The organism is Herminiimonas arsenitoxidans (assembly GCF_900130075.1).
Taxonomy (GTDB): Bacteria; Pseudomonadota; Gammaproteobacteria; order Burkholderiales; family Burkholderiaceae_D; genus Oxalicibacterium; species Oxalicibacterium arsenitoxidans.
On sequence record NZ_LT671418.1, the window covers coordinates 2,476,177 to 2,500,092 of the forward strand.

Consider the following 23,916-nt stretch of genomic DNA (forward strand, 5'->3'; position numbering starts at 1 on the left):
AAGAAAGCCCTAGCCATGCCTAAAAGCCAGCCAAAAAAATCGACCTCCCCGCAGCCACGCGTGCGCGTTTTGATGGGGGAACTCACTGCGATGGGACCGGGCCGCGCAGATCTGATCGATGCGATCGCACGCACAGGTTCCATCTCTGCTGCCGGGCGCGAAATGAATATGTCCTATCGTCGAGCATGGTCACTGGTCGAAACTACCAACGCCTCCTTTATCGAACCACTCGTCATCGCCAGCACGGGTGGTAGCGGTGGCGGTGGGGCGCTCGTCACCGACTTTGGTCATGGTGTGGTTGAGCGTTACCGTGCGATGGAACGCAAAGCGGCGAAAGCCATCGCCAGCGATTTTGCGATCTTCAGCAAACTGCTCGCAGCACCAAAAATCGCCACTCCTGCAGCAAAAGCAAAACCTGCCAAGAGCGCGAAGAAGTAATTTTTACGGCAAGTACATCAACGACTCATCGTTTGGTGTACCTCATCGCTCTTGCTGCGTTTTCTACGAACAGAAAACCACAGCTCACTCCTGCCATCTGACGAATCCTTATCTGTAGTTTACTAAGCCGATACCTGCTCAAAGCTTGCATCTACACGGTTTACGCTATATCCTCATGAGCATAACGAAATCGGTTTTGCTAGCAAGCTGCAGAATAAATACCCATCCAGGCACAATTTTTCACGCATAGATACCGACCCCGTTATTACAGTGAGTTTCCGACCTGTGCGTCAGACAGCGCAAATCAAATGGTCGGCAACCTTATACGTTCCGTTGGAATTTTTGCAGGAAGAAAATCGTGGCTTTGATTGAATACAAAGGCTATTTCATCTCGGTGACCGCAACCGAACAAACCTGGGGTTTCGCCTTTGGCGAATGGGGTGGCACGTATCGTGTGTGGCACAAAGAAAATCTGGTGCCGATAGAAGGTGTGATCGAAGGTAATGAGATTTCCGCACACGAGGCAGAGCAAAGAACACTGCGCATAGTCAAGGTTGCCATCGACGAGGCAACCGCGAAAACCAGCGAACAGCTAATGCAATCGTTGAATCAATTAGGCGAACGTTTCGCCTTGTAAGCTGCCATGCCGTCACCAGCACGGCAGCATCCATCACATACGCATTTAACGCGCCCGACGATTACTCAATCAAGCGCGCAAACATCAACGATTAAATGCAGCTTGCAAATCGTCTTTGCTCGTTACACCGTTTTGCAGAGACAGCATCAACAAGATACGTGCTTTCGCCGGCTTCAAATCATCCGCCATCACTGCACCTGCATCGTATGAAGTTTTGCCGCCGCCTTCAAAGCCGTAGTTAGGTAACACGCGACCATTGTGTACGCGGGTCGAAACGACCACTGCGACGTTTTTGGAGATCGCATATTTAACTGCATTGAACATCGCAACGTTCATATTGCCCATGCCCAAGGCTTGCACCACGACACCTTTGACACCACGATCAACGGCATTACGCAAAGCTGCGCCATCTGCACCGCCATACATCGCAATGATTTCTACCTCTGGCATTTTATCGGTGCGGATAGGAATGTATTGACGACGCAATTGTGCGTAAGAGAAGGTCACGCGATCTGGATAAACTTCACCCAGGAAACCGTAGTCGCCTGATTTGAATGTTTCCACATTGCCTGTGTGCGTTTTTGTCACGTAACGTGCAGCGTTGATCTGGTTATTCATCGCCAGCATCGTGCCCTTGTCTTTCGCTTGCGGATCGACAGCAATACGAACGGCATTCAGCAAATTGCGTGGACCGTCAAAATCGGATACCGACGCATTGCGTTGCGCACCGATCAGGACTACAGGTTTGTTTGATTTGACTGTCAGATCGAGCCAGTACGCTGTTTCTTCCAATGTATCTGTACCGTGCGAAACGATCACGCCGGAAACATCGTTACGATCCAATGCGGTTTGCACTGCCTTCGTCAACACCACCCAACGCGCCGGGTCCATGTAATCCGACGGTACATTGGAAAGATTGTTGACTTCGATGGTCGCGTACTTGGCGACATCAGGAACCGTTGCCAGCAAGTCGTCACCCGAGATCGCTGGTACCGGCGCATTTTTGATCGGATCGATTTTCATCGCGATCGTGCCGCCGGTCGCGATGAATTGCACGACAGGTTTATTTTGTGCAAAAGCAGGTATGGCTGCCAATAAAATCAGGCTAAGTGCGGTCTTCTTGAACAATGTCATTGTGTGTCTCTCTCATTTGTTTTTAGGGTTTTTATTCAACTGCTTAACGTGCCATTTGCAGCACGCCAAGAGAAGAAAGTACTGCCCCCTATGTTTATCACAAACCGATCTAATTACGTGTGCTCGGATGCAAAAATAATGAGAGAAATCAAACGCATTTAATCAGTCGAGCTTATGCGATATCGCCACTCTCCGTGCATGAAAAAAGAAGTTAGTCACCTATCGACAATAGTTGCGCCAAATTAATGGAATATAGCGAACGTTTAAGAAATAGATGCTATACCACATATATTTCCAGCCTCATTGATAGACATGCAACATGCCTCTACCAATACTTGGGATACTTGTTTTTACGAACCACGTTGTTGTAAATAATCGCGACGACGACCAGCATGCAAGCTCCGATCAAGGTCGGGAAAAACAAAAAACTCCAGCCCGGTGCGCCGAGAAAAACAATCACGGGATTTGAACCCGCCGGTGGATGCACGACACGGCAAGCCATCATCACAATGATCGCAGTAGCTACCGCCAAACCCAAAGCCCACCAATGCGGCCCAAACACATTCAAATAAACCAGACCTGACAAGCTACTCAGGAAATGCCCCAGTATCACATTGCGCGGTTGCGCCAAAGGTGTATCAGGCAGGGCGAACACAATCACGCATGACGCGCCGAAGGAACCTAATATCAAAATGGCTTGCGTATAGTCAGCAGCCAGTGCGATCACACTGATGGCAAAAAACCCGCCGAGACCAGATAACAATACATTGGCGAGGGTAGGTCGAGGCGGCAGCGCCATGCTGCTGGTGAAAAAATTCTTGAATGAATTTGGCATAGAAAAACCTAGTCTGATAGATGCCTGTCATCGCGAAGACAGAAGCAGGCAATGCATGCACCGCAATAAAAAAATGCCGACGTCAGAACTGCACGTCGGCATTAAATAATTTAACGAGGCCATCGAATCCGGTACTTCGATGGCTCGTCAATTCTTTCTTATGCTGGTTGGAATTTTGCAGCTTCTTCCGAACCTTTGGTTGCGTTGCCGTCACTGTAGGAGTGAGCGCCGACGCCTGCCAGTTTGCCGCCTTGAACGATGAGGTATTCGTCACGGATAGGACGACCTTCAAAGTAGCATTCCAGAATTTCGCGGGTACCTGCTGCGTAGCGTGTTTGCGCTGTCAGGCTGGTGCCAGAAATGTGTGGTGTCATGCCGTGGTGCGGCATGGTGCGCCATGGATGATCTTTTGGTGCTGGTTGTGGGAACCAGACGTCGCCAGCGTAACCAGCCAGTTGACCGCTTTCCAGCGCTTTGACAATCGCATCGCGATCGCACAGTTTGCCGCGTGCGGTGTTGATGATGTAGGCGCCACGCTTGAAGTTTTTCAAGGTTTTTTCGTTGATCATGTGCTCTGTTTCTGGGTGCAGCGGGCAGTTCAGAGTCACAACGTCACAGACTTTGGTCAGGCTTTCCAGCGTGCTGTGGTAAGTCAGATTGAGCTCTTGCTCAACTGCTGTTGGCAGACGGTGACGATCCATGTAGTGCAGTTTGACGTCGAATGGATGCAACAGACGCAATACGCGCAGACCGATACGGCCAGCTGCAACGGTACCGATACTCATTGCTTCCAGATCGTATGAACGCGATACGCAGTCAGCGATGTTCCAGCCGCCGTCGATCACTTGTTTGTACGAAGGGATGTAGTTACGCACTTGCGACAAGATCATCATGACGACGTGTTCTGCAACGCTGTGGCTGTTGCAATAGGTCACTTCGGCAACGGTGATGTTGTGCTTGTTGGCAGCTTCCAGATCGGTGTGATCGGAACCGATACCGGCTGTCACGATCATTTTCAATTTCTTGGCTTTAGCGATGCGTTCTGCTGTCATGTATGCAGGCCAGAATGGTTGCGAGATGATGATCTCTGCATCGTGCAATTCTTTGTCGAGGACGCTGTCTGCGCCGTCTTTGCTGGATGTAACAACCAGAGTATGGCCGTTCGATTCCAGGTATTTGCGCAGGCCGAGTTCGCCGGATACGCTACCAAGCAAGGTACCTGGTTTGAAGTCGATACCCTTAGGCGTCGGCAGCGTTTGGCCATCTGGGTAGATCGATGGTTGTGCTACGTCATCGCGTGCGTATGTCTTTGGGTAACCGGTGACTGGATCGTCGTATAAAACGCATAAAACTTTTGCCATGTTTCTTCTCCATAAGATTGGTTGCATAAAATTGCTTGCTACAGCGAATTGAAAATTGCTGGCGGTAGCTGAATTTTCTTTTTCTTCTGCAAGCGGACATCAGAATGAATGCCCAGCGAAGCCATCTTAGGGAGTAAGTTTTTTACGGTCTAATCGTTTGATGTGATGGGCTGATAGCCGCCAGTTATGTAAGCGTCGAATTGCGCCTGCAAGTCGATCTTCTCGGCAATATTGCGCGCGGCCAAGACGATGGGCGAGCACGGTTCATGGTCCAGCGAGATGAGTCCTATAGAGCGGCTCAGCTCAGGCACGATGGGAATCGCGACCATTTCATCGCGCAGTTCAAACAGGCATAAAAGACTATGCGGCACTACGCTGAATAAATCCGCGTGCCTGACATGGGAATACAGCGCAAACACCGAATCAGTCTCCACCACCACATTCGGATGTACCTCCGCACGACGGAAAGCGGCATCCACGATGCGACGATTCTGCATATGTGAAGTCAACAAGCACAGCGGCAACTCTGCCGCTTCTTCCCAGCTGACTTCTTCTTTGCCATCCAGCATGGTTCCTTCGCGCGCTAGCAACATATAGCGTTCACGATACAAGGGTTGCACATGGAAACCATTGAGTCGCTGGTCTTCCAGATAAGTCAGGCCGACATCCAATTCGAAGTCATCCAGCCTGCGCATGATTTCTTCAGTACTGAGCGACAACACCAGTTGACGCAAATCGCCGTGTTGCGCACGACAACGTCCGGTCAGCAAGGAAACTATCGGCATCGTGGTCGGGATCGCGCCCAAGCGCAGCGTGCCGGTCAGCTTGACGCGCGACATCGATGCTTCCTGCTTCAAACCCTCCAGTGCGGCTAAAGTCTGACGCGCCCAATCCAGAATCCGCTCGCCTTCCGGCGTAAATCCCTGAAAGCGTTGGCCACGCTGCACGATGGCGATGCCCAGTTCGGTTTCCAGATTCCGAACGGCGGCCGATAAGGCAGGTTGGGAAACACAGCAAATTTCCGCAGCGCGGGCGAAATGTTTCTCTCTTGCGAGGGTAACGAGGTAATCAAGCTGACGTACGAACATTGATATAGCCTGTAGAAAATGATGGCGAGACACGCCGGGAGGAGCAGAACGAGACTTTGATCTTATCCGTTAACAACGCGATTTCCGGAATGACCCTGATGCCAATGCGACCAATAGGCACCCGAACTCAGCGATAGCCAAATAGAATGGCGGTACATCACCTGTTCTCAATATGTCGTTAAAAGTAATATCGTGTATCATAACGACTTTTGCTGAACAGCCCTTCATCATTTTTAAAGATAGAGACTGTTATGAGCAAGACAACTTCGCCCATCAAACTGGAAGGTCTATCCAAGCCTCGCGGCAAGCGCTGGGACCATTTGGAACTGCTGGAACGCATAGATGCTTCCGGCTCAATTTCCGCCGCAGCCACTGCCATGGGCATGAGTTACAAGGCCGCCTGGCAAGCTGTAGAGTCGGTGAACAATCTGTCGCATGAACCGCTGGTAATACGCCAGCCAGGCGGCAGTACTGGTGGTGGCACCTGTCTGACGGAATACGGCAGACGTGTGGTGGCAACCTACCGCCGATTGGAACAGGAATGGGCTGCAGTGCCGGCAACAATAGGCCGCACTATGGATGACTTTGACCAGTACTACACAATGAGCCGGAGATTCGATATGCAAACCAGCGCACGCAATCAATTTTTAGGAACCGTCACCGCAGTTAAAAAAGGGGCGGTCAACGCAGAAGTTACTCTCGATATCGGCAACGGTGCAAAACTCGCTGCCATCATCACCAACGACAGCGCCGATCATCTGGCACTCGAAGTAGGCTCCGAAGCCTACGCGCTGGTGAAGGCACAGTGGATCATCCTTACCGTCGAAAAAGATTTCAAAACCAGTGCACGCAACTCGCTCACCGGCACCGTCGTTCGTTGTCAGGAAGGCGCAGTCAATGCAGAAGTCGTGATAGAACTGCCCGGCGGCAAGACCGTCGCAGCCATCATCACTAATGAGAGCGTCAAAGTACTCGGTTTAAAAGAAGGTGTGCAAGCAACAGCCTTGATCAAGGCCTCGCACATTATTCTGGCGGTACCCGCCTAAAAGGTTTTTTAACTCGTTTTACTCATACATCATGAAAAAACTCTCGTACTCGCTCCTTTCCGGTCTGCTCGCTCTCGGCATCTCCGCTTCCGCTTCGGCAGAAGAGGTACAAGTTGCAGTTGCCGCCAACTTCACCGCACCGATGAAAGTCATCGCCGCTGATTTTGAAAAAGCAACCGGCCATAAAGTTGTGCCTTCATTCGGCGCAACCGGCAAGTTCTATGCACAGATCACGAATGGTGCGCCGTACGATGTTTTCCTCGCTGCTGATGATGAAACACCGATCAAACTGGAAAAAGAAAACGGCATCGTGCCTGGTTCGCGTTTCACTTACGCGACCGGCAAACTGGTGTTGTGGTCGGCTAAGCCAGACTTCGTTGATGCCAAAGGTGAAGTCCTGAAAAAAGGCAACTTCGGGCACATCGCATTGGCTACACCTAAGCTGGCTCCATACGGTTTGGCTGCTGAAGAAACCATGAAAAAACTGGGCGTGTACGAAACACTGCAACCTAAGTTCGTGCAAGGTGAAAGCATCGGTCAAACCTTTACCTTCATCTCCACCGGCAATGCAGAACTCGGCTTCGTCGCTCTGTCGCAAGTGTTTGAAGGCGGCAAGATCAAAAGCGGTTCGGCCTGGATCGTTCCAGCCAATCTGCACAATGCCATTCGCCAAGATGCTGTTATCCTGAACAAAGGCAAAGACAATAAAGCTGCGGCTGAATTCGTCAACTACCTGAAATCGGAACCAGTTAAAGCCATCATCCGTAGCTACGGTTACGATCTGTAAGAGAGGTTCTCGTTGTTTACCGATCCTAATATCGGTGCGATTGTCCTGACCCTCAAGCTCGCCAGCCTCACGACCCTTCTTCTCCTGTTGATAGGCACGCCGCTGGCGTGGTGGCTGGCGCGCACGCGTTCTTGGTTGAAAGGTCCGATAGGCGCGATGGTTGCGCTGCCTATCGTACTGCCACCTACCGTGATCGGTTTCTATTTACTGATCACCTTAGGTCCTAACGGTCCCATCGGCCAACTGACGCAAGCTATGGGTTGGGGCACGCTGCCGTTCACGTTTACCGGTTTGCTCGTAGGCTCGATTTTTTACTCGATGCCGTTTGTCGTGCAACCTATACAAAATGCTTTTGAGGCTATGGGCGATCGCCCACTGGAAGTGGCTGCGACTTTGCGCGCATCACCTCTCGATACTTTTTTCAGTGTCACCCTGCCATTGGCAAAACCAGGTTATCTGACCGCTATCGTGATGGGCTTTGCGCATACGGTTGGTGAGTTCGGCGTGGTGCTGATGATAGGCGGCAATATTCCGAATCACACACGCATGATTTCAGTACAAATTTACGACCATGTGGAAGCGCTTGAATACGCGCAGGCTCACTGGTTGGCAGCCGGTATGGTGATCTTCTCGCTGCTGGTGTTGATCGCACTGTACACATTGAATCCGACCGGGCGGCGCAAATGACAGATATCCGCGCACGCTTCAAAATCTCTTATGGCGCCTTCGGTCTGGATGTTGATCTGACTTTGCCCGGCCGTGGTGTGACCGCCTTGTTCGGTCCGTCTGGTTCCGGCAAAACTACTTGCTTGCGGGCGATGACAGGGCTGGAGCACTTTAGTGGTTCCTATCTGGAAATCAATGGCGAAGTATGGCAAGACGATGCGCACAACATCTTCCTCCCTACACATAAACGTTCACTCGGTTATGTGTTTCAGGAAGCCAGCTTGTTTGCGCATTTGAATGTGCAACGCAATCTGGAATATGGCATGCGTCGCATCCCACAGGCATCACGTCAGGTGTCGCTCGATCAAGCAGTCGCCTTGCTCGACATCGGCCATCTGTTGCAACGCAAGCCGGATAAATTATCCGGCGGTGAACGTCAACGCGTTGCCATTGCCAGAGCGTTGGCCACTAGCCCACGCATACTGTTGATGGATGAACCGCTGGCGGCACTCGACACCAAGCGCAAAGAAGAGATCATGCCGTATCTGGAACGACTGCATGATGAACTGGACATCCCGGTGGTGTACGTTAGCCATTCGCCGGATGAGGTTGCACGATTGGCCGATCATCTGGTTTTGCTGGAAAACGGCAGAGTCATCGCCAGTGGTGCCACCAGTGATTTGCTGACTCGACTTGATCTGAATGTTGCGCACGGTGATAGCGCCAGCGCATTGGTTGTCGCAACGGTGACCGAACACGATGCTCAGTTTCATCTCACGTGCACGGAGTTTTCCGGTGGGCAGTTATTGTTGCCGCAACAAAAGGCAACCGTGGGTCAGCAGATACGCATGCGCATACAAGCACGCGACGTCAGCTTGAGCCTCACGCCCCAACGCGATACCAGTATTCTGAATATTGTTGCCGCAACGGTAGTGGAATTATCAGATGACGCCATCGGCCAAGTCATGATCGGCCTGGATGCCAACGGTACGCGCCTGCTGGCACGTATCACACGCAAGTCTTGCGAAGCCATGCGCTTGGCACCGGGCAGCCCGGTCTACGCGCAGATCAAAGGTATCGCCATCTTGAAATAGTGGAATATGCCCGGATGCATCCGGGCATATTGCTTACTACCGCTTACGTTACTTTGGCATGACCAAAGGCTTCGGACAGCAGCAGTATCTTCCCTGTGTCGCCAGAATCGTAACCCGCCAAACCGTTAATCACTTTACGGAAGTAGCCGGATTGCACCACATCAATGACCAATTGTATTAACGGGTCTTCCATGATGGCTAATGGCAAAGCCAGGAAATAACGCTCACGGATCAACGGTATAAAGTCCAGGCTGAAGCGATGTGCCGCAGTCTGCACGCCGACACCCACATCCGCCATACCGCTTGCTATATAAGCAGCGACAGCTGAATGCGTGAACTCATTGCTTTGATAACCCTCGATATCGAAAGGCGAAACATTCGCCCCCGCCAGCATCAGCTCCAGCAACATGCGTGTGCCGGAACCGATTTGTCGATTAACAAAGCGCACACCCGGCCGCGTTAGATCCTGCAAAGTCTGGACGTTCTTCGGATTACCCGGTGCCACAAACATGCCTTGCGTACGGACCGCCAAATGGATCAGGCAGTGTTCGCGTGGATTGAGCCATTGTGTATAACGCTCGACCGCTTTTTTCTCGAACTCACCCAGCGGCACGTGGAAACCGGCCAGATCGCATTCATTCCGTGACAAAGCCGCCACCGCATCAGTGCTGTTGCGATAACGCAAATCGACCGGCAAGTTCGCTTCTGTCAATTGATGGAGCAGGGCGTCGACTGCAAAACCGTGGCTGGCATCGAGCCGGATCGGCTTGGTTTTACCGATGATGGTTTTGCCGATTTCGCTTTCCAGCTCGGAAGCCAGACTTTCCAGCGTCGGCGACAAACGTGCGCGGATGCGTCGATCCGCCCAGATCAGCTTTTCCGCCAACGGCGTCAAAGTCGTGCCGCGACCACGATCTGTATTTAATAGAGCGGTCCCGAACAGCTTTTCCGCATCGCGCAATAAACCCCAGGAATAGCGATATGACAAATCGACAAGTCGCGCCGCCTTGGAGATGGAGCCGGTTTTCTGGATCGACATCAACAAATTAAGCAAAACCGCAGTATCCAGCGGTGCGTCGTTAGTGTGGGTAATTTCCCAGTGGGGATTAATGACAACTTTAAACATACGTCATGCCACCTATGTAGCGTTTACGCCTCTTTTCAGGTTATGCAAAAGATAGCCTATTGAAGCGACTGTTTACGGGTGCTACCTTTCACATGTTGCAAAGGTGCGCCCGCAAACTATATGCTATTAAAAGCATATATACAAGATAATTTTTAACAAGGAAGCAGTATGGTTTCGTACGATTTCACGACCTCGCGGCATGCAGTAATGCCATCGGTGTCGCTAGCTGGAGACTCTAAGTGAACACCCAAACCCCATTTGATCAGGCCGCGGTCGAGGCCATTATTGCACAGCGCAAAGCGACGCCTGGCGCGCTTTTGCCTATCCTACACGACATCCAGGGCGTGGTTGGCTACATCCCGCCTAGCGTGGTTCCAGCGATTGCCGAAGGTTTGAACATTTCGCGCGCGGAAGTACACGGCGTGATTACGTACTACCACTTCTTCCGCCAACACCCAGTCGGCGAACACGTGGTGCAGATCTGCCGCGCAGAAGCCTGCCAATCACGTGGCTGCGAAGAGCTGGCTGATCATGCCAAAGAATTGCTGGGCTGTGATTTCCACGGCACCACAGACGACAACAAGTTTACCTTGCAAACCGTGTACTGCCTCGGCCAATGCGCCAGCGGTCCGGCGATCCAGATTGACGACGACCTGTACGCTCGCGTTTCCAAGGAAAAATTCAACCGCCTTATCCAGGCGAAGCGAGGTGTGCAATGACCGTTACCATTTTTGTTCCACGCGACTCGACCGCTCTGGCGCTCGGCGCCAATGAAACCGCTGCTGCTATCGCCAAAGAAGCGCAAGCACGCGGCATCGATATCAAACTGGTGCGTAACGGTTCGCGCGGCATGTTCTGGCTCGAGCCTATGGTTGAAGTTGCGACCGACGCTGGCCGTATCGCGTTTGGCCCTATCGAAGATCACGAAGTCGCTGGTTTGTTCGACGCGGGTTTCACCACTGGCGGCGCACATCCAAAAGCATTGGGCTTAACCGAAGAAATTCCTTACCTGAAAAAGCAGGAACGTCTGCAATTCGTGCGCGTAGGTATTACCGATCCAGTTTCGCTGGATGACTACCTGGCACATGAAGGCTATATCGGCTTGAAAAAAGCGATCGCAATGGAACCAGCTGCGATTGTTCAAGAAGTGACCGACTCCGGCCTGCGTGGTCGCGGTGGTGCAGCTTTCCCTACCGGCATCAAGTGGAAAACCGTGCTCGGCGCTGAAGCCGATCAAAAGTACATCGCTTGTAACGCCGATGAAGGCGACTCCGGTACCTTCTCCGATCGTATGGTGATGGAAGATGATCCATTCATGCTGATCGAAGGCATGACCATCGCTGGTCTGGCCGTGAAAGCAACAGAAGGCTACATCTACGTACGCTCCGAATACCCGCATTCGATCGCCAATTTGAACGAAGCGATTGTTGCAGCCAACGCTGCCGGTTACCTCGGTGAAAACATTCTCGGTTCCGGCCGCACCTTCAACCTGCAAGTACGTAAAGCCGCTGGTGCTTACGTGTGCGGCGAAGAAACCGCGATGCTGGAAAGTATCGAAGGCAAGCGCGGTATGGTACGTGCCAAACCGCCACTGCCAGCGCTGCAAGGCTTGTTCGGCAAACCAACGGTCATCAATAACGTGATTTCGCTGTCTGCGATCCCATTGATCATGTCCCGCGGTGCAGAATTCTACAAAAACTACGGTATGGGTCGTTCGCGTGGCACCTTGCCTATGCAACTGGCAGGCAACCTGAAATACGGCGGCCTGGTAGAAAAAGCATTCGGCGTGACCTTGCGCGAATTGCTGTACGACTTTGGTGGCGGCGCCGAATCCGGTCGTCCTATTCGTGCAGTACAAGTTGGCGGCCCACTCGGCGCTTACATGCCCGAGTCGCTGTTCGACACACCGTTTGACTATGAAGCATTCGCTGCTGTTGCCTCTACTGTAGGCCATGGTGGCTTGGTCGCGTTCGACGATACCGTCGATATGGCCAAACAAGCACGTTACGCAATGCACTTCTGTGCAGAAGAATCGTGCGGCAAGTGCACCCCGTGCCGGATCGGTTCGACACGCGGTGTAGAAGTTATGGACAAAATCATCGCTAACCAGAATCGACCACAGCAAATCCATCTGCTGCGTGATTTGTGCGATGTGATGGTAACGGGATCGCTGTGCGCGATGGGCAACATGACACCATTCCCGGTGTTGTCTGCCTTGAACCACTTCCCAGAAGATTTTGGCGATCAAAAAACATTGGCAAACGCGGCTTAAGCTACTGGAGCGAAAAAAATGAATCAACTTAACGGTATCGACTACGGCACGAAAAAAAGTACGTCCGAAGTCATGATCTCCCTGGAAATCGACGGCGTTGCCGTCTCCGTGCCGCAAGGCACTTCCGTCATGCGTGCAGCAGCTGAATACGGCATCAACGTGCCTAAGCTGTGCGCTACCGACAGCCTCGAATCATTCGGCTCCTGCCGTCTGTGTCTGGTTGAAATCGAAGGCCGCCGCGGCTATCCAGCATCGTGCACGACACCTGCTGAAGCCGGCATGAAAGTCAAAACCCAAACACCTAAGCTGGCAGACATACGCCGTGGTGTGATGGAACTGTACATCTCGGATCACCCGCTGGACTGCCTGACCTGCCCAACCAACGGCAACTGCGAACTGCAGGACATGGCTGGTGTAGTCGGTCTGCGCGACGTGCGTTACGGCTACGACGGTAGCAACCATCTGAAGATGGAAAAAGACGAATCCAATCCTTACTTCACCTACGATGCATCGAAATGTATCGTTTGTAACCGCTGCGTCCGCGCTTGCGAAGAAACGCAAGGTACATTCGCTCTGACCATCGACGGCCGTGGCTTTACTTCACGCGTTGCAGCAAGTCAGAACGAAGATTTCATTGAATCGGAATGCGTATCCTGCGGCGCTTGCGTAGACGCATGCCCAACCGCAACGCTGACCGAAAAAACCGTCATCATGATGGGCCAGGCAGAACACAGCAAAGTCACCACCTGCGCGTACTGCGGTGTTGGTTGCTCGTTCAAGGCCGAGATGAAAGGTAATGAAGTTGTCCGCATGGTTCCAAATCCGGACGGCAAAGCCAATCAAGGTCACGCTTGCGTTAAAGGTCGTTTCGCATGGGGTTATGCAACGCATAAAGACCGCATGTTGAAACCTATGATCCGCAGCAAAATCACCGATCCTTGGAAAGAAGTGTCATGGGATGAAGCGATCAACTACGCTGCTTCCGAACTGAAACGCATCCAGGCTAAATACGGCAAGGATTCGATCGGCGGCTTGGTATCGTCGCGTTGCACCAACGAAGAAGGCTATCTGGTGCAGAAGCTGGTTCGTGCTGCTTTTGGTAACAACAACGTTGATACCTGCGCACGCGTCTGCCACTCCCCAACTGGTTACGGCTTGAAAGTAACCATGGGCGAATCCGCTGGTACCCAAACCTTTGAATCAGTGATGAAGTCTGACGTCATCTTGGTCATCGGCGCGAACCCAGCATCAGGTCACCCAGTATTTGCATCGCAAATGAAACGCCGCATTCGTCAAGGCGCGAAGCTGATCGTTGTCGATCCACGTACAACTGAAATGGTCAAATCACCGCACGTTCTGGCTGACTACCATTTGAAATTGAAACCAGGTAGCAACGTTGCTATCGTCAATGCGCTGGCGCACGTAATCATCACCGAAAACCTGCACAAGCCTGACTTCATCAAAGAACGTTGCGATGTAGACTCGTTCGACGAATGGGCAGAATTCGTATCGCTGCCAGAAAACTCGCCAGAAGCAATGGAAGAAGTCTCCGGCGTACCGGCAGCTGATATCCGCGGCGCAGCACGTCTGTTCGCAACCGGCGGCAATGGTTCGATCTATTACGGTCTCGGCGTTACAGAACACGCTCAAGGTTCGACCACTGTTATCGGTATCGCCAACCTGGCGATGGCAACCGGCAACATCGGTCGCGAAGGCGTCGGCGTGAACCCACTGCGCGGTCAAAACAACGTGCAAGGTTCCTGCGATATGGGCTCCTTCCCGCACGAACTGCCAGGCTATCGTCACGTATCTGACTCGGTCGCACGCGCTGAATTCGAAGCTGTGTGGAACTGCACATTGGAATCGGAACCAGGCCTGCGTATTCCTAACATGTTCGACGCGGCCATGGACGGCACCTTCATGGGTCTGTACTGCGAAGGTGAGGACATTGTTCAGTCCGATCCAAACACGCAGCACGTTACCGCTGCGCTCGAAGCAATGGAATGCATCATTGTTCAGGATATCTTCCTGAACGAAACTGCAAAATACGCACACGTATTCCTGCCGGGTTCATCGTTCCTCGAAAAAGACGGTACCTTCACCAATGCAGAACGTCGCATCTCGCGCGTCCGCAAAGTGATGCCGCCAAAATCGGGCAAGGGCGATTGGGAAGTCACACAAATGCTGTCGAACGCATTGGGTTACCCAATGAATTACAAACATCCACGTGAAATCATGGATGAGATCGCTGCATTGACACCAACCTTCACCGGCGTCAGCTTCAAGCGTATCGATGAATTGGGCGGCAGTATTCAATGGCCTTGTAACGCTGAAGCGCCAGAAGGTACACCAACCATGCACATCGAAGAATTCGTGCGCGGTAAAGGTCGCTTCATCAATACCAAGTACTTCGGTAGCGGTGAGAAGGTCAATAAGAAATTCCCATTGATCCTGACCACCGGTCGTATCTTGTCGCAATACAACGTTGGCGCGCAAACTCGTCGTACCCACAACAATATGTGGCACAGCGAAGATCGTCTGGAAATTCATCCGCACGATGCGGAAGAACGCGGCATCAAGCAGGACGACTGGGTTGGTATCCACTCGCGTGCGGGTGAAACCGTATTGCGTGCAGATATCACCGAGCGTATCCAGGCTGGCGTCGTGTACACCACGTTCCACTTCCCTGAATCTGGTGCTAACGTGATTACGACTAACTCGTCCGACTGGGCAACTAACTGCCCTGAGTACAAAGTGACGGCAGTGCAAGTAATGCCGGTCGCCCAACCGTCGGAATGGCAACGTACGTATAATCGTTTCAATCAGGAGCAAGAAAGTTTTGCTTCCGACAAAATGATTCCGCGTGGTTCGGAACTGTCGACATCGAAGTAAGTTCTGATAGAGGTCTGGTGATGAATGCAAGCACTGACGACGAACGTAGTGCACTGGTCCGTGTCCCGGTAGAAAAATGGGATGCGAACCAGCGCATCATCTGCGAAGACGATGTCGCAGAAGAAGTGCCGATTGCGTTGGAATACAACGGCATTTCGCACGCCGTCATGCTTGCGTCACCATACGATCTGGAAGACTTTGCACTCGGCTTCTCGCTGAGTGAAGGCATCCTGAAAGACCGATCAGAATTGTACGAATGCGAAGTTGTACCTGGCTGCGAAGGCATACAGGTACAAATGCGTATTGCGACGGAACGCTTCGTTACACTGAAAGATAAACGACGCAACATGACCGGTCGTACCGGCTGTGGTTTGTGTGGTGCAGAAACACTGGAACAGGCGATACGCCATCCGCAAGCTACCGTTGGACATGCTATGTTTTCTGCAGCGCAGATTTATGCCGGCATGAAGGCAATGAAGTCGCAGCAGCGCTTGCAAAAATATACCGGTGCGACACACGCAGCAGCATGGCTGAATCTGGATGGCTCAGTAGACTTGGTTCGTGAAGATGTCGGCCGCCACAACGCACTGGATAAATTGATCGGTGCGATGGCTGATGAGAAGCGTGACTTCACAACAGGTGCCGCATTGATCACCAGCCGCGCCAGTTATGAAATGGTGCAGAAGTCAGCAACGATGGGCATAGGATTTTTAGCTGCCATCTCGGCGCCGACGAATTTGGCCATACAGTTGGCGGAAGAAACCAACGTGACATTGATCGGTTTTGTGCGTGACCAAAGCCACGTCGTTTATGCGCAAGCACACCGCCTGATACGCGATGCGAAATAAATTAAATTAAGGAAGAGCAGAATGAGCGGCAGCACTTTAGATAATCTGATCGTCATGGCGAACCAGATCGGCGATTTTTTTGAAACCATGCGTGATCGTAATAAGTCGCTGGAAGAAATCGCAGGTCATCTGAAAAGATCCTGGGACCCACGTATGCGTCGTGCATTGATGGAACACGTTGAACAACATAACGGCGAAGGTTTGAAAACCATCGTGCTGGATGCGGTACGTACGCACAAGATGCTGAACTAAATTTTAGTGATGGGTTGTCGCGACAACTCAACACGATTACCATGGCTGCGCCACCCTTAAAGGTTCGCAGCCATTTTTATTAAATCATCAGGAGGAACCATGTCTCGTCGTCCACTATTCCGCCTTGCGGCAGTCGTTCTGGCTTCTGCATTTATCGCACCACTCAGCTTTGCACAGCAAATCATCAAACTGTCGACCACGACCAGTACCGAAAACTCGGGCCTGCTGCCGTATCTGCTGCCTGACTTCGAAGCGAAGACAAACTCCAAGGTACATGTGATCTCGGTTGGTACCGGCAAGGCCCTGGAACTGGCCAAGAACGGCGACGTTGATGTGACGCTGGTACATGCACGTGGCGCAGAAGATAAGTTCGTGGCTGAAGGCCATGGCGTTGATCGTCGCGATGTGATGTACAACGACTTCATCATCGTTGGTCCAACCAGCGATCCAGCCGGCGTTAAAGGTAGCAAGGATGTATTGGCCGCGATGAAGAAAATCGTCGATAGCAAAGCCAAGTTCATTTCACGCGGTGACAATTCCGGTACCGACGTCATGGAAAAAGCGTACTGGAAAGAAATCGGCGTTAAACCGGAAGGCAGCGCTTATGTGTCTGCAGGTTTGGGCATGGGAGAAGTATTGACGATGGCTGGCGAGTTGCAGGCATACACATTATCGGATCGTGCAACCTACGGCGCATACAAGGCCAAGACTGGTCTCGTGATTGCAGTACAGGGTGACAAGAAGATGTTCAATCCGTACGGCGTGATCGCAGTCAATCCAGCCAAGTACAAAGACATCAACTACAAAGGTGCGAAGCAGTTTATCGATTACCTGACTTCAACTGAAGGTCAGAAGAAAATCGCTGCTTACAAAATCGACGGCGAACAGGTTTTCTTCCCATCGGCCAAGTAAGAAAGCGGCACTGCGTGTTGTAGACCATACGTAGTGCTGAAAGACTCGGAGAATTCCGAGTCTGCATAAAACAAAAGCGCGGAATTCCGCGCTTTTTTATTTTTAGTTACGACTGTTCAAACAAATCGTCACTGGCCGTTTTCAGTTCCTTTGCTTCCTCGACCATTCTGCGATGTGCGATGCGTTTACGCATGATTTCCGCATGTTGCTTCGCCGTCATCGGCGGCGTTGTCATTAAGTCTTTCAACAATGCGATATTGGTGTAGTTGTTTTTGATCAGACGGCCCAAGTTGCTTGACTCCGTAGTTTAAATATCAACATCACTGCACTATCCAAAGCATCTTGAATAGATACATCGGGAAACGATTACGTTACTGTATTTTGCACGAAATTGACGGGTTTATCACGACAGCCCAAAAAATAGACTATTCAAACAACAGAAGCGCAAAAACAAATAGGCAAAAAAAAGCCCGCTGAGCCTGAGCTCGCGGGACTTAGAACCTTCCTTGAGAGGGAAGAGGAGACACGGTAAAAGCGTGATCCGATCGTCGCATCATCCTTGATGACTGACCGTTTCGGACTCCGCACTAAAACTTTTCGACATGCGCAACATTCTTGTTCGCAATGCTCTCGTGATCACGATGGCAGCAAAACCGCCGCTGCCATTCAAGAACACACCTGACAATAATGCTTGTGCACTTGGTGACCAACGCAATGCCTGAACTACATAAGTGGCGTAAAGATTGCTTATTACAAGGCGCACTAAGTTAATTAAGTAAAAATGATTGCCGTTCAACGCGTACCGCCCTTCATGCGTTAAGAGTAAGCTGCTTGCATACGCAGCTTGGCAGCCAGTTCCGGCTGTGTTTGTGCAATCTGATTTGCTTTGCTATTCAATGCAAAAGCCGATTTCAAAGGACCTTGTGCTTTAACAGCAACTGCACGTTTGGAAATACGTTGTGGTGCCGAGTAAGCAGCACGCATACGCAGTTCAGCAGCCAGCGCTGGTTGTGTTTCAGCAATTTGATTTGCCTTGCGATTCAATGCAAACACGGTTTGAACCGGGCTTTCTACTTGAACAACGGCTTTCTTGGCGACAGCAACCGATTTGCTAGGCGAGAGCGCCAGCAACAGAGTGCGCAGCAGCGCAATCGTCAATGGTTTGAACAGCATCAACAGCGCAGCAACGGCGGCTACAGCGATGATTGCAGGACGTGCAGGGCTGTAAACAACGCCAATTACCGCCAATACGGCTGGAACAGCGATGAGCGCCGGGTTCGAGAACGAATTATTCGATAATGTAGACATGATTGTTTCCTTTTTTTCTATAATTAATCTTGTTGTTGCAATGCAGTATAGGTAACATAGAGATATAAATCTAATTTCAATTTAGGATACCAGTCATACGATATGTGAATATGTCTGTTACCCTGTTACTTCAGTTATTTTTGGTAAATACACTATGAGTTTTCTCACTCTGGATCTGAATTTATTGCGCGTCTTTGATGCCGTCATGACGGAGCAAAATTTGACGCGCGCAGCCAATTTATTGGCAATGACACAACCTGCCGTCTCCAATGCTTTGCGCCGTTTGCGCGATACGCTGGGTGATGAACTGGTGATACGCACCGCACATGGCGTCAAGCCAACCTCGCGGGCGGAGGAGTTATGGCCTATCGTGCGGCGCGCGCTGTCCGATCTGGAGGCTGCAGTAACACCGGATACCTTTGATGTATCCCGCGCCAATACGACGTTTCGCATGGCGATGGCCGATGCAACGGCCGCGCTGTGGTTGCCATTTCTGGTACGCGCCATTGAAAGTGATGCGCCAGGCTTGAATGTACGCATGGTGCCGCTGACTACGCGCGAACCACGTCCGATGTTGTTACGTGGCGATATCGACTTGGCGATCGGATTTTTCCCCGGCGTCGCCGCACAATTGGCAAGCGGACAAAATACGGCTGTTTCGCAAATCCGCCATGAGCGTCTCTATACCGGCGAATATGTCTGCGTGATGCGGAAAAACCATCCTTTGGCAAAAGTGGAATTAACGCTGGACAACTATTGTGCAGCGCATCATTTATTGGTGAGTTTTTCCGGTCGGGCAAAAGGTTTGATGGATGAGGCACTAACCAATCTCGGCCTCGAGCGTCGTATCCTGCTCACGGTGAATCAGTTCTTTACCGCCGGTCGCGTAGTCGCCAGTTCTGACTTGATCACGGTGCTACCGCGACATCTGATTGCGTCCACCGGCATGGCAGAAGCATTGATCGCAAAAGATTTGCCATTTGAATTGCCGGAAGTTCACGTCGATATGTTGTGGCATGAACGGGATGCTCGTAATCCTGCACATAAATGGCTGCGCGAACAATTGAGCGCCAGCACCGAAGAAGGTATAGGCGGGCGGGTCAAGAAGCCGCGTTAATCCTGTTTGAAAAAACTTAGACTCTAGCGCTCACCTTCCAGCAAGCAGCAGTAAACACGACTTTGTCTCCATGCACATAAGCTTCGAATGCATCGCGCACAAGCTCGGTTACCTGCTTGCGCGTCTGTTCATCTTGCTGTGACAGGATGCGACCAAGAGGTCCCATGCGACTTAAGTACAGAAGCAGGTCTTGTTCTGCAAAAGAGCAAACAATGTCCACTGCTTCTATCTCGATCCCGTTCCAGCCACTCTGCTGCAGGATGTCAACGATACGTTCCCGCCTTGCAAAAGCAAACTGGCCCGGTTCGTCCTCTTGGCGCGCAGGAAGCTGCGGCAGCAGCGCTTTGGCAGCACGTTCGGCCGTCGTCATGAATGGGTTTTCATCAGCGCTGCGCCACGCAATGAATCTGCATTCGCCTTGCTCACTTGCTGCGTATCGCAGGTTTTTAAACGCGACAATGGAATCATCGAAGAACATCACGCCAAAGCGCGAAATAATCAAATCAAAACTCGCCGCTGCAAACGTATATGTCTGCGCATCACCGCAGATAAAACTTGGTGTCAAATCCTGTTTCTTTGCAGAGGCTTGCGCCGCCGCAATCATCTGTTGAGAAATATCAATACCAACACACAAGGCCTGCGCACCAAGCTGACGGGAAACTGCGAGGGTGGTACTGCCGGTGCCGCAACCGACATCCAATACCCTTGGCCGGACCGAACTTTGGAGTTCACCGAGCAGCAAGTTTTCAATCGGTTTAAACATGTGCTCGACCAATTGCTGCGTCTCAACCCATGCGTTGCCTGCATCACCGTTCCAGATATTCTTTTGTTCGTTCGTGCTGTTTGATTTGACGTTCATGATGATGTCCTTTCATTGGCTCGCAAGACGCGGAAGTGATATCGTGCAACTTAAAGTCAACTTGAGGTCAAGTATGGCAAGACTGGATATCGCTGAAGTCGTCGCACAAGCAGGCGTGCCGGCATCAACTTTGCGCTTTTATGAAGAAAAAGGTTTGATCGCTTCGATCGGGCGCAGTGGTTTGCGCCGCGTTTTTGACTCGGCCGTATTGGAACGCCTGGCTTTGATAGCACTGGGACGTGCCGCCGGTTTTTCCCTCGATGAAATTGCCCTCATGTTCGAGCCGCAAGGCAAGCTGGCGATAGATAGAAAAATGCTCGTCAGCAAAGCCGATGAACTGGATCACACCATACAACAACTGTCTGCCATGCGTGACGGTTTGCGCCATGCCGCCAAATGCTCCGCTCCCAGTCATATGGAATGCCCGACTTTTCGCAAGATACTGCGCGCAGCAGCTTTGGGCGTAATCGGTGAAAAGAAACAGACTCCTGTCCGCGCCAGGAAAAAATAGTCTTTCAAAACTGCTTCACTCTAATTTCTGCAATGCAATGCTTATCGCAATTGCTGCTGAAGTCCGCGCACTAACCCACGGCGCAACTTGCCCGATAGGCGCACACTGGATATTTCCTCCCGGAATATCTTATTGAACTCACAAGTTATCGAGGGGTCGTACTTATTCGCCTACCTCTAAGATTTGAGTTCTCTATGTCGCTTACAAGAAAAATATTGTTGTGGGCCGCAATCGCTTTGTTCGCTATCTTGCTCGCGGCTGTGCTGTTCCTGTTGATGTTTGATTGGAACAAGGCAAAGCCGTGGATCAATGAACGCGTCAGCGAGGCAACTGGCCGTAACTTCGCGATTAACGGTGATTTGTCTCTGACCTGGCAACGGGCGCAACCCGCAACGGATACCTGGCGTGACTGGATACCAGCACCGCGTTTGAGCGCGCATGATGTTTCACTCGGCAATCCTGAGTGGGCCAAAGCCGACAGTAATATGGCCGAGATCGGTCATATCACTTTCTCAGTCAATCCTTTACCTCTGCTGAACAATACGATCGTGATTCCTGCCTTGCAGCTGGATGATCCTATCGTTACGTTAGAACGCATACGTGATGGCAAGAATAACTGGACCTTCAAGCAAACCGATCCTTCCGCCTGGACGCTGGATTTGCAACGTCTGTATTTTTACCGCGGTGAAATCACGCTGAAAGATGAAGTCGAACATATCGATGCGAAAGCTAATATCGATACGCTGGAGCCAACGGCCGTTAATGATTTTGTGATGGGCTGGAAGATTACCGGGACCTTCAACGGTGCACGCATCAATGGTGATGGCAAGGCTGGTGCATTACTGGCTTTGAAAAATGTGGATAAACCTTTTCCACTGGAAGCAAAACTGGATGTAGGTAAAACCTCGATCAGCGTCAACGGCACTGTCACCAAACCGCAAGAGCTGGCAGCCATTGATCTGCGCTTGCGTCTATCAGGCGCCAGCATGGCTGACCTTTATCCATTAACCGGGATCACGCTGCCAAAGACTCCTCAATTCTCAACTGAAGGCCATCTGATCGGCACCATCAACAAGCTTGGTGGCAAATGGACGTATGAAAAATTCAAAGGTAAGGTTGGCGCCAGCGATATCGCCGGCAGCTTGGTGTATGAATCCAAAAAACCGCGGCCACTTTTGTCCGGCACTGTCGTGTCCAATTTATTGCAATTGAGCGATCTGGGTCCGATTATTGGCGCAGATTCCAATGCAAGTAAAAAGGAACGTGGCGTCGCGCAAAATCAACCGGCGAATAAAGTACTGCCCGTAGAAAAATTCACGACCGATCGTTGGGGCAGCATCGATGCCGATGTCCAATTCACTGGCCACAAAATCGTGCATAGCAAATCACTGCCTATCAACAACCTGGATACGCATTTAAAAATGCAGGACAGTGTGATTACCTTGTCGCCACTGAAGTTCGATGTGGCCGGCGGCAATATGGTGGCCGACATTAAACTGGATGGTCGCAACAACACCATCAAGGCTGAAGCAAAAGTATCCGCCCGTCATCTGAAGCTAAAACAATTGTTCCCGACCTTCCAGCCTATGCAAGCCAGCTTCGGTGAAGTCAATGGTGATACTTCTTTATCCGGTACCGGCAACTCCATTGCGACCTTGCTTGCGACATCAAATGGTGAAATCAAATCGCTGATCAATGAAGGCACCATCAGCAAGCTCTTGCTGGAACAAATCGGTTTGAATATCGGCAATATCGTTATTTCGCAATTGTTCGGTGACAAGCAGGTACAACTCAATTGCATGGCGACTGATCTAACCGTCACCAACGGTTTGGTGCAAACACGTACCTTCATTGTAGATACACAAGATGCTGTGCTGTATGTGACTGGCACCATCGATTTGGCGAAAGAACAACTGGATCTCACGATCAAACCTGAAACTAAAGGCTTGCGTATTGTTTCCTTGCGCGCACCTATCTATGTGACAGGCGAATTCAATACGCCCAAAATCAGCATCGATAAAGGTGTGCTGGCATTGAAAGCGGGTAGTGCGGTGGCATTAGCGGTAGTTGCACCGATAACCGCATTGCTGCCTTTGGTGAATGTAGGCTCGAATGAAGAGAATAAATGCACTAGCTTGTTGAAAGAAGCAAAGAGCAAACCGGTCGCACCTCCACCTGGCAAAACTTATAAGGCCAAGTCTGTAAGCAAGGCGAATAAGTAAGTGTTCTTTGCGGAGCAGAGAAAAATTTTTTCTACTATTTGAATAAATGGACAAAAGCCAGATTAGCGAAAAGTCCTGTGGATAAGTCTCTGGGGAAGAGGTGGATAGCTTGTGGATAATCTTGTGGAGAAGTCGGCCTTCTTTTTTATACAGAATCTATCCTTTACAGATACACCGTTTATGCAGGGTTTATCTTTTCTTCAAGTCTTTGATTTCAATACCACTTAATGACTTATCCACAGAAAAGTGCCTGCGTTAACTATTACTACTAAACATATATATAAACAATTAACTTAAAACCAGAATCTCCTTCTTTGTCCTCAAATACAGAAAAAATCCTCTAACAGCCTCTGTAAAAACTAAGCAAGCTCTACAAAATTTCAACTACAAGAGAAGTCGTTCTCTCTCATCTCAATCTACGTCCCTATTTCCTTGATCAACGCGTCAAGACTTCAATAGGCGTAAAAACCGTTTTTCAACTGCAGTGCCATCGACTATCAAGATTTCAACT

The 23,916-nt window shown here is 50.9% G+C and carries 24 protein-coding genes; 15 read left to right on the plus strand and 9 right to left on the minus strand.

Annotated features, from left to right (window positions below; genetic code table 11):
- The first annotated feature begins 15 nt into the window (after positions 1 to 15).
- Positions 16 to 438 carry a winged helix-turn-helix domain-containing protein gene (locus BQ6873_RS11660; protein ID WP_076594095.1) on the plus strand — a complete coding sequence of 141 codons (423 nt, stop codon included), beginning with the start codon at positions 16 to 18 and terminating at the stop codon, positions 436 to 438.
- A gap of 358 nt (positions 439 to 796) precedes the next feature.
- Positions 797 to 1,075, plus strand: coding sequence for a hypothetical protein (locus tag BQ6873_RS11665; protein ID WP_076592794.1), 279 nt, complete (start codon positions 797 to 799; stop codon positions 1,073 to 1,075).
- An 84-nt stretch (positions 1,076 to 1,159) separates the two neighbouring features.
- On the opposite strand, the gene BQ6873_RS11670 is transcribed toward BQ6873_RS11665, so the two are convergent.
- The 4 genes from BQ6873_RS11670 to BQ6873_RS11685 all read right to left on the minus strand — a co-directional run bounded on the left by BQ6873_RS11670 (position 1,160) and on the right by BQ6873_RS11685 (position 5,493).
- The gene (locus BQ6873_RS11670; RefSeq protein WP_076592795.1) at positions 1,160 to 2,209 is read right to left on the minus strand and encodes an asparaginase; all 1,050 of its coding nucleotides are present in this window, start codon (positions 2,207 to 2,209) and stop codon (positions 1,160 to 1,162) included.
- Between the two features lie 325 nt (positions 2,210 to 2,534).
- Positions 2,535 to 3,044, minus strand: a complete 510-nt coding sequence (locus BQ6873_RS11675) for an HPP family protein (RefSeq protein WP_076592796.1) — start codon at positions 3,042 to 3,044, stop codon at positions 2,535 to 2,537.
- Positions 3,045 to 3,202: 158 nt separating this feature from the next.
- The gene (locus BQ6873_RS11680; RefSeq protein WP_076592797.1) at positions 3,203 to 4,405 is read right to left on the minus strand and encodes an NAD-dependent formate dehydrogenase; all 1,203 of its coding nucleotides are present in this window, start codon (positions 4,403 to 4,405) and stop codon (positions 3,203 to 3,205) included.
- Between the two features lie 149 nt (positions 4,406 to 4,554).
- Complete coding sequence (locus BQ6873_RS11685; RefSeq protein ID WP_076592798.1) at positions 4,555 to 5,493, minus strand: LysR family transcriptional regulator; 939 nt, start codon at positions 5,491 to 5,493, stop codon at positions 4,555 to 4,557.
- A 251-nt stretch (positions 5,494 to 5,744) separates the two neighbouring features.
- On the opposite strand from BQ6873_RS11685, the gene BQ6873_RS11690 reads away from it, so the two are divergent.
- From BQ6873_RS11690 to modC, 4 genes are read left to right on the plus strand one after another with little or no spacing between them, the layout of a single operon-like run.
- Positions 5,745 to 6,539, plus strand: coding sequence for a TOBE domain-containing protein (locus BQ6873_RS11690; protein WP_076592799.1), 795 nt, complete (start codon positions 5,745 to 5,747; stop codon positions 6,537 to 6,539).
- Between the two features lie 31 nt (positions 6,540 to 6,570).
- Entirely contained in the window at positions 6,571 to 7,326 is a 756-nt protein-coding gene (gene modA / locus BQ6873_RS11695) for a molybdate ABC transporter substrate-binding protein (RefSeq protein ID WP_076592800.1), read from the plus strand.
- Positions 7,327 to 7,338: 12 nt separating this feature from the next.
- Positions 7,339 to 8,013: a molybdate ABC transporter permease subunit gene (gene modB / locus BQ6873_RS11700; protein ID WP_076592801.1), complete on the plus strand. Its 675-nt coding sequence runs from the start codon at positions 7,339 to 7,341 to the stop codon at positions 8,011 to 8,013.
- Positions 8,010 to 9,086, plus strand: a complete 1,077-nt coding sequence (modC, locus tag BQ6873_RS11705; RefSeq protein WP_076592802.1) for a molybdenum ABC transporter ATP-binding protein — start codon at positions 8,010 to 8,012, stop codon at positions 9,084 to 9,086. The genes modB and modC overlap by 4 nt, the downstream gene beginning before the upstream one ends.
- 43 nt (positions 9,087 to 9,129) lie before the next feature.
- On the opposite strand, the gene BQ6873_RS11710 is transcribed toward modC, so the two are convergent.
- Positions 9,130 to 10,212 carry a substrate-binding domain-containing protein gene (locus BQ6873_RS11710; protein ID WP_076592803.1) on the minus strand — a complete coding sequence of 361 codons (1,083 nt, stop codon included), beginning with the start codon at positions 10,210 to 10,212 and terminating at the stop codon, positions 9,130 to 9,132.
- A gap of 239 nt (positions 10,213 to 10,451) precedes the next feature.
- Here BQ6873_RS11710 and BQ6873_RS11715 point away from each other — a divergent pair, with 239 nt between their 5' ends.
- The 6 genes from BQ6873_RS11715 (at position 10,452) to BQ6873_RS11740 (ending at position 17,388) form a co-directional block, all read left to right on the plus strand.
- Positions 10,452 to 10,931 (plus strand): formate dehydrogenase subunit gamma, encoded by a 480-nt coding sequence (locus tag BQ6873_RS11715; RefSeq protein WP_076592804.1) that lies wholly within the window; start codon positions 10,452 to 10,454, stop codon positions 10,929 to 10,931.
- Complete coding sequence (locus tag BQ6873_RS11720) at positions 10,928 to 12,484, plus strand: formate dehydrogenase beta subunit (RefSeq protein WP_076592805.1); 1,557 nt, start codon at positions 10,928 to 10,930, stop codon at positions 12,482 to 12,484. The genes BQ6873_RS11715 and BQ6873_RS11720 overlap by 4 nt, the downstream gene beginning before the upstream one ends.
- Positions 12,485 to 12,502: 18 nt before the next feature.
- Positions 12,503 to 15,376 (plus strand): formate dehydrogenase subunit alpha, encoded by a 2,874-nt coding sequence (gene fdhF, locus BQ6873_RS11725; RefSeq protein WP_076592806.1) that lies wholly within the window; start codon positions 12,503 to 12,505, stop codon positions 15,374 to 15,376.
- Between the two features lie 20 nt (positions 15,377 to 15,396).
- Positions 15,397 to 16,224 carry a formate dehydrogenase accessory sulfurtransferase FdhD gene (fdhD, locus tag BQ6873_RS11730; protein WP_076592807.1) on the plus strand — a complete coding sequence of 276 codons (828 nt, stop codon included), beginning with the start codon at positions 15,397 to 15,399 and terminating at the stop codon, positions 16,222 to 16,224.
- Between the two features lie 21 nt (positions 16,225 to 16,245).
- On the plus strand, positions 16,246 to 16,476 hold the full coding sequence (locus tag BQ6873_RS11735) for a formate dehydrogenase subunit delta (RefSeq protein ID WP_076592808.1): 231 nt from the start codon (positions 16,246 to 16,248) through the stop codon (positions 16,474 to 16,476).
- Positions 16,477 to 16,575: 99 nt separating this feature from the next.
- The gene (locus BQ6873_RS11740; protein WP_076592809.1) at positions 16,576 to 17,388 is read left to right on the plus strand and encodes a substrate-binding domain-containing protein; all 813 of its coding nucleotides are present in this window, start codon (positions 16,576 to 16,578) and stop codon (positions 17,386 to 17,388) included.
- 106 nt (positions 17,389 to 17,494) lie between these two features.
- Here the strand turns inward: BQ6873_RS11740 and BQ6873_RS11745 are convergent, their stop codons facing one another.
- The 3 genes from BQ6873_RS11745 to BQ6873_RS11750 all read right to left on the minus strand — a co-directional run bounded on the left by BQ6873_RS11745 (position 17,495) and on the right by BQ6873_RS11750 (position 18,696).
- A complete protein-coding gene (locus BQ6873_RS11745) occupies positions 17,495 to 17,677 on the minus strand; it encodes a hypothetical protein (protein ID WP_076592810.1) in 183 nt (60 codons plus the stop codon).
- A 264-nt stretch (positions 17,678 to 17,941) separates the two neighbouring features.
- Positions 17,942 to 18,184, minus strand: coding sequence for a hypothetical protein (locus BQ6873_RS18060; RefSeq protein ID WP_157889161.1), 243 nt, complete (start codon positions 18,182 to 18,184; stop codon positions 17,942 to 17,944).
- Positions 18,185 to 18,204: 20 nt separating this feature from the next.
- Positions 18,205 to 18,696: a hypothetical protein gene (locus tag BQ6873_RS11750; RefSeq protein ID WP_076592811.1), complete on the minus strand. Its 492-nt coding sequence runs from the start codon at positions 18,694 to 18,696 to the stop codon at positions 18,205 to 18,207.
- Positions 18,697 to 18,850: 154 nt separating this feature from the next.
- Between BQ6873_RS11750 and BQ6873_RS11755 the strand changes: the two genes are divergently transcribed.
- Complete coding sequence (locus BQ6873_RS11755; protein ID WP_076592812.1) at positions 18,851 to 19,813, plus strand: LysR family transcriptional regulator; 963 nt, start codon at positions 18,851 to 18,853, stop codon at positions 19,811 to 19,813.
- A gap of 16 nt (positions 19,814 to 19,829) precedes the next feature.
- Here BQ6873_RS11755 and BQ6873_RS11760 read toward each other — a convergent pair whose 3' ends face one another.
- Positions 19,830 to 20,672, minus strand: coding sequence for a class I SAM-dependent methyltransferase (locus BQ6873_RS11760; protein WP_076592813.1), 843 nt, complete (start codon positions 20,670 to 20,672; stop codon positions 19,830 to 19,832).
- A 73-nt stretch (positions 20,673 to 20,745) separates the two neighbouring features.
- Here BQ6873_RS11760 and BQ6873_RS11765 point away from each other — a divergent pair, with 73 nt between their 5' ends.
- Both BQ6873_RS11765 and BQ6873_RS11770 read left to right on the plus strand, forming a co-directional pair.
- On the plus strand, positions 20,746 to 21,183 hold the full coding sequence (locus BQ6873_RS11765; RefSeq protein ID WP_076592814.1) for a helix-turn-helix domain-containing protein: 438 nt from the start codon (positions 20,746 to 20,748) through the stop codon (positions 21,181 to 21,183).
- A gap of 194 nt (positions 21,184 to 21,377) precedes the next feature.
- Entirely contained in the window at positions 21,378 to 23,405 is a 2,028-nt protein-coding gene (locus BQ6873_RS11770) for an AsmA family protein (RefSeq protein WP_076592815.1), read from the plus strand.
- Positions 23,406 to 23,916 lie beyond the last annotated feature (511 nt).